The organism is Streptomyces sp. DT224, from assembly GCF_049844595.1.
Lineage (GTDB): Bacteria > Actinomycetota > Actinomycetes > Streptomycetales > Streptomycetaceae > Streptomyces.
Window position 1 is genome coordinate 514,522 of the sequence record NZ_JBNCLI010000002.1, and the last position, 11,180, is coordinate 525,701.

Consider the following 11,180-nt stretch of genomic DNA (forward strand, 5'->3'; position numbering starts at 1 on the left):
GCGTCGTTTCCGCCCGCCCCGGAAACATCGCCCCCGGGCTGGTGACGACATCAACCTTTCGGTTGACCGGCCGCGAGCGGGCCGCGCCTACGCTGGATCCATCATGGAAACGCGTGTCCATCCCCCGGTCGCCGCCGCACTGCGGCTGTGTCTGCACGGGCTGCTGCTCGGCCTGCTGGCGCTCGCCGCCGTCAAGGCCGTCGCCGACGGCGGCCCGCACCCCGGCGCCGTGACGGCGGTCGCCGCCGCGCTGGCGGCGGTGTACCTGGCGGGCGCGGCGGCCCCGTCCGTGCAGCCGGGGACCCGGGCCGGCGCGGGGTGGCTGGCGGTGCTCGGGGTCCTGTGGGCGGCGCTGCTGGTGCTGTCACCGGACGCGCTGTGGGTGGCCTTCCCGCTCTACTTCCTCCAGCTGCATCTGCTGCCGACGCGCTGGGGCCTGCCCGCCGTGGCGGTGACGGCGGTTGCCGCCATCGCGAGCTTCCTGCTGCACGGGCAGGCGGTCACGCCCGGCACGTTCATCGGTCCGCTGCTCGGCGCGGCCGTCGCCGTCGCCACGGTCCTCGGTTACGAGGCGCTGTTCCGGGAGAGCGAACGGCGCCGCGAGCTCATCGATGAGCTGGTCGCGACCCGTGCGGAGCTGGCCGAGGCCGAGCGCACCGCCGGGACTCTCGCGGAGCGGGAGCGGCTGGCCCGGGAGATCCACGACACCCTCGCGCAGGGCCTGTCCTCCATCCAGTTGCTGCTGCGCGCCGCCGAACGCGCGCTGCCCGGGGACGCCCCGGCCGCCGCCCATGTGCACCGGGCGCGCGAGGCGGCGCAGGACAACCTGGCCGAGGCGCGCCGCTTCGTCCGCGCGCTGACCCCGCCGGACCTGGCGAACGGGTCTCTGACGGCCGCCCTGGAACGGCTGTCCGCCCGCTCCACGACGCCCGCGCTCACCGTGCGGTTCGCGGTCAGCGGCCCACCGGTGGAGCTGCCGACGCCGTACGAGGTGGCGTTGCTGAGGACCGCCCAGTCGGCGCTGGCCAACACGGTGCGGCACGCCGGGGCGGGACGGGCCGAGATCACGCTGAGCTTCATGGAGACCTCGGTGTCGCTGGACGTGGTGGACGACGGACGCGGCTTCGCGCAGGACGCCCCGGCGGCCGGCGCCACGGAGTCCGGCGGCTTCGGGCTGCCCGCGATGCACTCCCGGGCCCGGTCGCTCGGCGGCACCCTGAGCGTCGAGTCGGCGCCCGGCCAGGGCACCGCCGTCGCGCTGACGCTGCCGCTTCCGGTGGGCCGGGCCGGGCGGGAGGCGGCATGAGCGCGGAGCCCGTGCGGCTGCTGCTCGCCGACGACCATCCGGTGGTACGGGCGGGGCTGCGGGCCGTCCTGGACACCGAGCCGGACTTCCGGGTCGTCGCGGAGGCCGCGACCGCCGAGGAAGCGGTCACCCGGGCGGCGGCGGGCGGGCTGGACGTCGTGCTGATGGACCTCCAGTTCGGCGCCGGGATGCACGGCGCGCAGGCCACCGCCGCGATCACGGCGGCGCCGGACGCGCCCCGGGTGCTGATCCTGACGACCTACGACAGCGACGCGGACATCCTGGCGGCGGTCGAGGCGGGGGCGGCGGGCTATCTGCTGAAGGACGCGCCGCCCGAGGAGTTGGCGGCCGCGGTCCGTACGGCGGCGGCCGGGCGTTCGGCGCTGGCCCCGGCCGTCGCGCACCGGCTGATGGACCGCATGCGCACCCCCGCCCAGGCGCTCACCAAGCGCGAGCTGGAGGTGCTGCAACTCGTCGGCGAGGGCCTGTCGAACGCGGAGATCAGCAAGCGGCTGTTCCTGAGCCAGGCGACCGTGAAGTCCCACCTGGTGCACATCTACGCCAAGCTGGGCGTCGACTCGCGCACGGCCGCCGTGGCGGCGGCGACGGCCCGCAGGCTCATCCGCCGCTGACCACGGCCTGCCCTGCCCGGTCAGCGCTGCGGCGGCTCGCCGAAGAGGTCGACGGCGACCCGGACGTCCCGCAGGGCCGCGGCCAGCGCGCTGACCGAGCCGATCGCCCCCGCGATCAGCAGCAGCGAGCGGCGCAGCCGGGGAATCTCGGGCGCACCGCTGCGCGCCATCGCGTCCAGCGCCGCGAGCTCGTCCTCGGCGATGGCGCGGTCGGGGAACCGTCCGGGGTGGCCGGCCAGGGCCCGCCGGAGCCGGGAGACCGCCGTACGGAGCTCCACCACTCTGGGGTCCTCACCGCTGCCGGTCACTCGCTCCTGCCCGACGCTCTTCAACAAAGCTCCCCCTCGCACGTCCTTGTGCCAGTGTCGTTCCGACCGGTCCCCGCACCATGGTCAAGTGTCCGGGGGTGCGGGCAAGTTAACGCCATAAAAGGTGCCGGGCGCCACTCCGCGTGCGTAACACACGCCATAGAGGTACGAGGCGGTGGGGCGGGAGCGGCCGCCGTGAGGTATCCAGGCGGCATGACACACACACAGATCGCCGGACTGCTGCTCGCCGCGGGCGGGGGCCGCCGGCTCGGCGGACGCCCGAAAGCCCTGCTGGGACACCGTGGCGGACTGCTCGTCGAGCACGCGGTGCGCACGCTGCGCGCGGGCGGCTGCGGCCCGCTCCACGTGGTGCTCGGCGCCTCGGCCGACGAGGTCGCCGCCCGGGCGGAGCTGGAGGGCTGCGCCGTGAGCGTCAACCCGGAGTGGACCGAGGGCATGGGTTCCTCGCTGCGGACGGGGCTGGACGCGCTTGCGGGGACGGGCGCGGACGCGGCGCTCGTGCTGCTGGTGGACCAGCCGGGCATCGGGGCGGAAGCGGTGGCCCGGGTATGTGCGGCGTACCGGGACCGGACGAGCCTGGCGGCGGCCTCGTACGCGGGAGAGCGCGGGCACCCGGTGCTGTTCGGGGCGGACCGGTGGGCGGACATCGCGGCGAGTGCGGTGGGCGACCGGGGGGCGCGGGCCTATCTGCGGACACACCGGGAGGCGTTGACGCTGGTGGAGTGCGGCGATGTGGCACAGGCGTACGACATCGACACTCCGGCGGACCTCTCACACCTGGAGTGAACGCCCTGGCACGCTGCGCCAGCGCGCGGGCCGTTCTGTCGACCCGAAGAATCTCGACATCAACAAAACATTGAACTTCCACCATGAGGAAACTACTATCCACTGTTCAGAAGCCCTCTGCACCTCAGACGGCGGCCACAGCCGTATCCCGGAGCCCTGGCACGCCGTGCCGAATCGGGCGGCCCGGCGGCCGTGACGCCGCCCGCACCGCCCGCTGAAGGAGTGACAGCTCATGTCCGCACCAGCGCCGTCCTCGCTGGCCATCGTCGATGCCGAGCCCCTGCCCCGGCAGGACGAGGTCCTCACCCCCGCGGCCCTCGCGTTCGTGGCCGAGCTGCACCGCCGGTTCACGCCCCGGCGCGACGAGCTGCTCGCCCGCCGCGGTGAGCGCCGTGCCGAGATCGCCCGCACCTCCACGCTGGACTTCCTGCCGGAGACCGCGGCGATCCGGGCGGACGACTCCTGGAAGGTCGCGCCGGCCCCGGCCGCGCTGAACGACCGCCGGGTGGAGATCACCGGTCCGACCGACCGCAAGATGACCATCAACGCCCTGAACTCGGGCGCGCGGGTCTGGCTCGCCGACTTCGAGGACGCCTCCGCCCCCACCTGGGAGAACGTGGTCCTCGGCCAGCTCAACCTGATGGACGCGTACAACCGCTCCATCGACTTCACCGACCCGAGGTCCGGCAAGGCGTACGCGCTGAAGCCGGCCGAGGAGCTGGCGACCGTCGTCACCCGCCCGCGCGGCTGGCACCTCGACGAGCGCCACCTCCAGCTCGACGGCACCCCCGTGCCCGGCGCGCTGGTCGACTTCGGCCTGTACTTCTTCCACAACGCCCAGCGCCTGATCGACCTCGGCAAGGGCCCGTACTTCTACCTGCCGAAGACGGAGTCGCACCTGGAGGCCCGCCTCTGGAACGACATCTTCGTCTTCGCGCAGGACGAGCTGGGCATCCCGCAGGGCACCGTCCGCGCCACGGTCCTGATCGAGACGATCACCGCCGCGTACGAGATGGAGGAGATCCTCTACGAGCTGCGCGACCACGCCTCCGGGCTGAACGCGGGCCGCTGGGACTACCTGTTCTCCATCGTGAAGAACTTCCGTGACGGCGGCGCCAAGTTCGTCCTGCCGGACCGCAACGCGGTGACGATGACCGCCCCGTTCATGCGGGCGTACACCGAACTCCTTGTCCGCACCTGCCACAAGCGCGGCGCCCACGCGATCGGCGGCATGGCGGCCTTCATCCCGTCCCGCCGCGACGCCGAGGTCAACAAGGTCGCGTTCGAGAAGGTCAAGGCCGACAAGGACCGCGAGGCGAACGACGGCTTCGACGGCTCCTGGGTCGCCCACCCGGACCTCGTCCCGATCGCGATGGCCTCCTTCGACGCGGTCCTCGGCGAGAAGCCGAACCAGAAGGAGCGCCTGCGCGAGGACGTCTCGGTGGCGGCCGGCGACCTGATCGCCATCGACACCCTGCACGCCAAGCCCACGTACGAGGGCCTGCGCAACGCCGTCGCCGTCGGCATCCGCTACATCGAGGCGTGGCTGCGCGGCATGGGCGCGGTCGCCATCTTCAACCTGATGGAGGACGCGGCCACCGCCGAGATCTCGCGCTCGCAGATCTGGCAGTGGATCAACGCGGACGTGGTCTTCGAGAACGGCGAGCACGCCACGGCGGACCTGGCCCGCAAGGTCGCCGCCGAGGAACTGGCCGCGATCCGCGCGGAGATCGGCGAGGAGACCTTCGCCGCCGGCCAGTGGCAGGAGGCCCACGACCTCCTCCTCCAGGTCTCCCTGGACCAGGACTACGCGGACTTCCTGACGCTGCCCGCGTACGAGCGGCTGCGCTGACGTCCGTACCGCTTCCCGCCCCGGTGCCGCACGGCGCCGGGGCGGCGGTGTGTCGGGACATAGGGCGCCGACCGGAACCGTCGCGTCGCGACTCTGCGGGAAGCCGGACAACTGGCCACTGATTCCGCACCTTTGACCGATGACGTGCAGATCCGAAGGGATCGACTATCTTGCTTGGGGCACGGAGGAACGTGCTGCGAAGGCGAGCCGAGTACGGGACCGACAGCACCACCTGAGGGCGTCACGGCACGGCGAGAGCGACCGCATTCCCTCCACGACCTCGGGCCCCGCGCCCGACGTACCGTCTTCGTCCGGACCTCCTGCGCCCATCGGCCACCGGCTTTCGCACGTCGACCAACCACGCGCCGTGCTCATGAACAGGGAGTTCCTCATGACCGATCCCGGCAACGCCAGACCCGCCGACGCCCCCTCCCCGGCCCCCGGCTTCGGCACCCTGCCACCGCTGCCGTCCTCCGATCCGGCCGTAGCCGTTCCGTCTCCCTCACCGCGCTCGAGAAAGACAAGCCTGCTCGCCGTCGCGACCTGCGCGGTCCTGCTCGCCGGCGCTGCCGGCTTCTGGTGGGGAAGCCGCGACAGCGACGACTCCCTCGGTCCGTTGAGCTCCGTCGACATATCGGCCGCCAAGCTGGCCGAGGCAGAAGCCGACGAGGACTGCGATGACTACGACGACGCGAGCTACAACGACTGCGACACCGAGACCACGTTCACGTACAAGTACAAGATCAAGAACGAGGGCGACGAGATGGCCAGTTACTCCGCCGTCATCAACGCCTTCGACGAGGACGGAAACTTCATCGGCCAGGACTACGTCTCGGTCAGCCATCTGCCGCCTGGCAAAACGAAGACCGACGACGGTGAGTTCAGTACGTACTCGAATTTCGAAGGCGATAAGGAACCCTCGGACATCTCCACGGTGAGAGTCGCCCACGTGGAGCGCACCCCACTGGCGAATTGAGTCCGGGCAGCCCGGCGACGGACTGACCGGAAGCGGGCGCTTCAGCCCGCGCGGATCGACGAGACCTCGTGGAGCACGGCCGCGCTCGTGGCCGGGCCGTTGCAGGTCAGTTGGTGCGGTGGGGCGCGGTGGGCGGTGACCTCCACGTCGTACGCCGTCGTACGCGGGGCGGGCCCGGTGACGTGGATCAGCCAGTGCGGGCCGGCCCGGGAGGTCCCGGTGACCGTGTAGGCGTGGCGGCCCGCCGGACCGTACCGGGCGAGCACCGCCGCGACCGCCGCCTGCTGGGCCGGGAAGAGGTCGGTGTACCCGCGCAGGTGCGCGGCGTGGACGCGGTCGGCGAGGTGCTGCTCGACCACGGCGACGGACGAGGCGGCGTCCAGGCCGCCGTAGTACACGCCGTCGGGGGCAACGAGCACATTGGCGGCGAAGCGGTCGCCGCCCACGTGGGTGCACTCCCAGACGAGGCCGGGCCACCGGTCGGCCAGCGCGCGGGCCGCCGGGCGTCCGCGCAGCGCGCAGCAGGTGTCGTGCCGGCCGTGGGCGCAGACGAGGACGACCGGTGGATGTCCGGCCTCGCCGGGCGCGCCGAGCGCGGCGGCGGCGAGGGCCAGGTCCTCCTCGCGCTCCCAGGTCCCCCACTGCTGGCGGTGCGCGCCGGTGGCGTCGTACCGCAGGACGGCCCAGCGCCGGGGGCCCGCGTCGGCGGGGCGGCGGCCGTGGCGGCGGATCAGCAGGATGCGGGCCTGCGCCGCCCTGGCGGCCTCGTAGAGCAGGGACTTGGTCACCGGTTCGAGCGCGAGGCCGTCGTAGCCGTTGGCCGGCCAGGGCGCGTGGTGCTCGACGAGGACCCACGCCAGGCCGTACGGGGCGGTGCCCGGGAGCGCGTCGCCGCGCGCCCGGGCGGCGTCGGCGCAGAAGAAGCGTTCCGCTGTCACCGGAGGCGTTCCGCGCTCACCGAGCGGCCGGGACGAGGACTCCGGCGCGCAGCAGCCTCCCCGCGCAGGCGAGGCCGAGGTCGTCGGCGGTGCGCACCTCACCGGCGAGCAGGCGGGCCAGGGCCGGAAGGTCCGCCTCCGGGAAGTCCAGCCATCCGACCCGGGTGACCAGGCGGCGGCCCTCCAGGCGGGCTTCCAGCGCGCCCCGGAGGCGGACCGGGGTGCCGGGGGCGAGTCCGTCGACGGCGGCGAGCTGGGCGAGCGGGCCGAGCGGGGCGGGGCGGGCCTGGGCGCGCCGGGTGCGGTGGAAGTCCGGGGCGGGGTCGGCCTCGGCGAGGGCCGCGAGGAGGCGCTCGCGTACCGGAGCCGTTTCCTCGTCCGGGCCCGCCACGCCCAGCGGCAGGGAGCCGCGCATCCAGGGGTCGTCGCGCAGTTCCGCGAGCGCGGCGCGCATCAGCTGTTCGGCCAGGGCGTACCGGGTCCAGGTGTGGACGCCGAGCGTCAGGTGGACCGCGACCTCGCCCTGCGCCTCGGCGGCGTGCAGCCAGCCGCGCGGCAGGTAGAGGACGTCGCCCGGCGCGAGCACGGTGTCGAGGTGCGGTTCGCGCCCGGCGGCCTCGGCGACGGCGCCCCGGTGCTCGGTCCAGGGCTGGTCGCGCAGGGGGGCGGGGTGCACGGGGCGGTGGACGATCCACCGCTTGGTGCCCTCGGTCTGGAGGACGAAGACGTCGTGCACGTCGTAGTGCGCGTCGAAGCCGCGGTTCTGCGGCGGAGTGACGTAGGCGTTGGCCTGCACGGGGTGGCCCAGTTCGGCGGCGAGAGCGGCCGTGAGGTCGCCGACGGGGGCCCAGGTGCGATGGAGTGCTTGCAGGACGAGGGTCGCGCCGTCGGCGAACTCCCGCCACAGCGCGGTGTCGTCGGCCTGGTCGCCGATGGTGGCACCGGCCCCGGCGGGCGAGGTGAACGAGGCGTCGGGCAGTGTGGCGCCGTTCTTGGCGACGCGGAGGAACGGCGTACGCAGTCCGCGCCGCGAGACGAGTTCGTCCACGGCTGCGGCCGGGAAGAGGTCGGAGAAGTCACCGGCCCGGCGGGTGAGCAGGGCCTCGCGGCCCCAGAAGTCGCGGGCGAACGCGGCCCGGTCCGTGCCGGGCGTCAGGCGCGACTCCAGGACCCCGGGGGCCGCCGTCGCGGCCCGGGGGTCCTGGGTGCCGGTCGGGGTTGTGCTCAAGAACGGCCCGCGCCGCCGTCGGCCCCGCCGTCCTGGACGCCGGGCGTACCCGCCGCGCCACCGTCCGCCGGGCCCTCGGCCCCGCCGTCCGCGCCACCGTCGTGCACGCCCGGCGTACCCGCCGCGCCACCGTCCGCCGGGCCCTCGGCCCCGCCGTCCGCGCCACCGTCGTGCACACCCGGCGTACCCGCCGCGCCCCCGTCCTCAGGGCCCTCGGCCCCGCCGTCCGCGCCACCGTCCTGGACACCCGGCGTACCCGCCGCGCCCCCGTCCGCAGGGCCCTCGGCCCCGCCGTCCGCGCCACCGTCCGCGCCGCCGTCGTGGACACCCGGCGTACCCGCCGCGCCCCCGTCCGCGGGGCCTTCCTGCTGGTTCGGGTCCTGCTCGGGGCTGGTCATGGTTCCTCCCGCGCATCGAACGGCTGGGGCCGGACCCCGTCGCGGGGTCCGGTGGTGAGGCACGGCGGTGCCACGGGGCACCGCCGCGACCAGCCTACCGCTATGGGCGGTAAGTCTCGATTTGAGGGAAATGGAACGATAGAGGGCTATTTCAGCCCGTTGTCGAGGGCGCCCATCAGCGTGCCCTGGGCGGTGTCGCCCGACATCTCCCAGACCATGACGCCGAGCAGCCCCTTGTCCTTGACGTAGTCCGTCTTCCTGCCGATGGACCAGGTGTCGTCGTAGGACCACCACTGGCTGCCGGTGTAGCCGTACGTGGAGATGGACTGTTCGTCGTGATGGACCGCCATCGCCGGGTAGGCGCCGATGAGGTTCGAGTAGCCCCGCGTGCCGGCCTCCTCGGCGAACTGGCCGGGGGCGGCCCCGCCCGCCGGCTGCCACTCGCCCGCGACGCCGCCGTCGGTGACGCCCTGCCAGCCCCGGCCGTAGAAGGGGATGCCGAGGGTCAGCTTGCGGGGTTCGACGCCCGCGTCGGTGTACGCCTTGATGGCGCTGTCCGCGCTGAAGTGGAAGTCGTACGGGTCCTGGGTGTCGTTGTAGAGGTTGGCCTGGTGGCCGGTGCGGTTCGGCTCCCAGGAGTTGTCGCTGCCGGAGCCGTGGAAGTCGTAGCCCTGGACGTTGGCGACGTCGAGCGAGTCGAAGACCTTGGACAGGTCCCAGCCCTCGTCGATCTTCTGCGGGTCGGCGGGGGTGAAGGCGGTGAGGAGCCGGTGGCCGCCGCCCAGCGCGTCGAGCTGCTTGCGGAACTCGGCGAGCAGCAGGGTGAGGTTGTCCTTGTCGTCGGGCGAGTAGTGGTTGCCGGGGTGCCCGGTGCCGGTGCCCGGCCACTCCCAGTCGATGTCGAAGCCGTCGAAGATGCCGGCCGCGCTGCCCGGGCCGCCCGCGCCGTTGTACTCGGGCAGGTTGCCCTTGATGTACATGTCGATGCAGGAGGAGACGAACTTCTTGCGGGCGGCGTCGGTGGCGGCGACGTCGGAGAAGTACGTGGAGTACGTCCAGCCGCCGAGCGAGACCACGATCTTCAGGTCGGGGTGCAGCTTCTTCAGCTTCTTGAGCTGGTTGAAGTTGCCGCGCAGCTTGCCCCAGCCGTCGTCCGCGACCCCGTCCACGGACTGGGCGGCGCTGAACGGGCGGGCGTAGTCGGCGTCCGCGTCACCCGCGCCGGTGCCCTGCTCGGGATCCTGCGGGTCCGCGGTCGTGCCCTTGGTGACGCCGTTGAGGCAGGTGAGGTTGTTGGGGTCGATGTTGGCGAAGGCGTAGTTGACGATGTCGAGCTTGCCGGCGGCGCCGGAGGTCTCCAGGTTCTTGACGAAGTACTGGCGGCCGTAGATGCCCCACTGGACGAAGTAGCCGACCTTGGCGTAGTTGCCGGCGCCGACGATGTCGTCCGTCTTCACGGTGAGGACGTTGCTCGCCGGGGAGGCGTTGTCGGCGGCGTCGCGGGCCTTCACCGTGAAGGTGTACGAGGTGGAGGGCGACAGGCCCCCGACCGTCGCGGTGGTCGTGGTGCCGGAGACCGTGGTGGCCAGGGCGGAGCCCCGGTAGATGTCGTACGCGGCGACGCGCTGGTTGTCCGTCGCGGCGTTCCAGGCCAGCGTCACGGACGAGGAGTCGGTGGCGGTGGCGCGCAGGGCGCCGGGGGCCGTCGGGGCCGAGGTGTCGGTGGCCGGGTCGACGGTCGTGACGGTCAGCGGGGCGCTCTCGGCGGAGACGTTGCCGCGGGTGTCCTTGGCCCGGACGGTGAACGCGTAGGCGGTGGCCGGGGTCAGGCCGGTGACGGTTGCGGAGGTGGCCGCGGTGGCGGAGCCGACGACCTTGCCGCCCGCGAGGATGTCGTACGAGGCCACGGGGAAGTCGCCCGCGGTGGCGGCCGTCCAGGACAGTGTCGCGGTGCGGGCGGTGACATCGGTCTGCTTCAGCCCCCCGGGCGCGCCCGGGGGCACGTCGGCGGAGCCGTCGCACTTGTCGCCGTTGATCCGGCACCCGGTGGGTGCGGTGATCGGGCCGGTGGCGACGAACCAGAAGCTGTACGGCTCGGTGCTGCTGTGCGCGGCGACCGTGCCGTTGTAGTGCGCGTTGACGGCGGTGATGTGGCTGCCCTGGGTGGTGGTGGTCCCGTTGTACGAGGACTGGATCGCGACCCCGGAGGGCAGGTCGAACTCCAGGCTCCAGCCGGTGACGGCGGTGTCCGTGTCGTTGCGCAGGACGTAGGTACCCTTCCACCAGGGGCCGTTGTCGGCGGAGGTGAAGGTCGCCGTGAGCTTGCCCGCCGCGTGCGCGGGGACGGCCTGCAGGGACAGGAGCGTGAGGAGGAGGCCGAGCACGGCGAGCAGTGCGGTCGCCGTTCTCCGTCTGAGTGGCATGTGCTCGAACATGGTTCTCCCTTGCGGCAGGGACCGGTGAGGCGGTCCTCGGGGAGGTGCGGATGTCGTTCCATGGAGCACACGGGAAGGTAATTGGTCTGGACCAAGTCGTCAATAGGTACAGACCACTTGAGATGCGTGCGCCTTCCGGCCGCCGGCCCGCGCACACCTGTTGGTGCAGGTGTGCGAATTGATCGCCGTCATGGTTAGGATCATCGACGGCAAGGCTGTAGCGCAGAGGTCGTCGCGCCCTAGCAGCAAGCTGGAGGACGCCGGTTCGAATCCGGCCGGTCTTGCCGCCTTTTCGTAGAC

Annotated in this window: 10 protein-coding genes and 1 tRNA gene; 6 read left to right on the top strand and 5 right to left on the bottom strand. The window is 72.8% G+C overall.

Features of this window, described 5'->3' with window-relative positions:
• Window positions 1-103: 103 nt before the first annotated feature.
• Window positions 104-1,306 (top strand): sensor histidine kinase, encoded by a 1,203-nt coding sequence (locus ACLQ2N_RS05945; RefSeq protein WP_425809763.1) that lies wholly within the window; start codon window positions 104-106, stop codon window positions 1,304-1,306.
• Window positions 1,303-1,938 (top strand): response regulator, encoded by a 636-nt coding sequence (locus tag ACLQ2N_RS05950; RefSeq protein WP_425809765.1) that lies wholly within the window; start codon window positions 1,303-1,305, stop codon window positions 1,936-1,938. The genes ACLQ2N_RS05945 and ACLQ2N_RS05950 overlap by 4 nt, the downstream gene beginning before the upstream one ends.
• A 20-nt stretch (window positions 1,939-1,958) precedes the next feature.
• Here the strand turns inward: ACLQ2N_RS05950 and ACLQ2N_RS05955 are convergent, their stop codons facing one another.
• Window positions 1,959-2,273: a DUF5955 family protein gene (locus tag ACLQ2N_RS05955; protein WP_425809767.1), complete on the bottom strand. Its 315-nt coding sequence runs from the start codon at window positions 2,271-2,273 to the stop codon at window positions 1,959-1,961.
• A 186-nt stretch (window positions 2,274-2,459) separates the two neighbouring features.
• Between ACLQ2N_RS05955 and ACLQ2N_RS05960 the strand changes: the two genes are divergently transcribed.
• The 3 genes from ACLQ2N_RS05960 to ACLQ2N_RS05970 all read left to right on the top strand — a co-directional run bounded on the left by ACLQ2N_RS05960 (window position 2,460) and on the right by ACLQ2N_RS05970 (window position 5,881).
• Window positions 2,460-3,053 (top strand): nucleotidyltransferase family protein, encoded by a 594-nt coding sequence (locus ACLQ2N_RS05960; protein WP_425809769.1) that lies wholly within the window; start codon window positions 2,460-2,462, stop codon window positions 3,051-3,053.
• Window positions 3,054-3,285: 232 nt separating this feature from the next.
• Complete coding sequence (gene aceB, locus ACLQ2N_RS05965; protein WP_425809771.1) at window positions 3,286-4,905, top strand: malate synthase A; 1,620 nt, start codon at window positions 3,286-3,288, stop codon at window positions 4,903-4,905.
• Window positions 4,906-5,296: 391 nt separating this feature from the next.
• Window positions 5,297-5,881: a hypothetical protein gene (locus ACLQ2N_RS05970; RefSeq protein ID WP_425809773.1), complete on the top strand. Its 585-nt coding sequence runs from the start codon at window positions 5,297-5,299 to the stop codon at window positions 5,879-5,881.
• 41 nt (window positions 5,882-5,922) lie between these two features.
• Here the strand turns inward: ACLQ2N_RS05970 and ACLQ2N_RS05975 are convergent, their stop codons facing one another.
• The 4 genes from ACLQ2N_RS05975 to ACLQ2N_RS05990 all read right to left on the bottom strand — a co-directional run bounded on the left by ACLQ2N_RS05975 (window position 5,923) and on the right by ACLQ2N_RS05990 (window position 10,880).
• Window positions 5,923-6,819, bottom strand: coding sequence for a sucrase ferredoxin (locus ACLQ2N_RS05975; RefSeq protein ID WP_425809775.1), 897 nt, complete (start codon window positions 6,817-6,819; stop codon window positions 5,923-5,925).
• A 16-nt stretch (window positions 6,820-6,835) separates the two neighbouring features.
• Window positions 6,836-8,047 (bottom strand): cupin domain-containing protein, encoded by a 1,212-nt coding sequence (locus ACLQ2N_RS05980; protein WP_425809777.1) that lies wholly within the window; start codon window positions 8,045-8,047, stop codon window positions 6,836-6,838.
• Window positions 8,044-8,445, bottom strand: coding sequence for a BatC protein (locus ACLQ2N_RS05985; RefSeq protein ID WP_425809778.1), 402 nt, complete (start codon window positions 8,443-8,445; stop codon window positions 8,044-8,046). The genes ACLQ2N_RS05980 and ACLQ2N_RS05985 overlap by 4 nt, the downstream gene beginning before the upstream one ends.
• A 146-nt stretch (window positions 8,446-8,591) precedes the next feature.
• Window positions 8,592-10,880 (bottom strand): glycosyl hydrolase family 18 protein, encoded by a 2,289-nt coding sequence (locus tag ACLQ2N_RS05990; RefSeq protein ID WP_425809780.1) that lies wholly within the window; start codon window positions 10,878-10,880, stop codon window positions 8,592-8,594.
• A gap of 211 nt (window positions 10,881-11,091) precedes the next feature.
• Between ACLQ2N_RS05990 and ACLQ2N_RS05995 the strand changes: the two genes are divergently transcribed.
• Window positions 11,092-11,164 (top strand) — tRNA-Cys (locus ACLQ2N_RS05995).
• Window positions 11,165-11,180 lie beyond the last annotated feature (16 nt).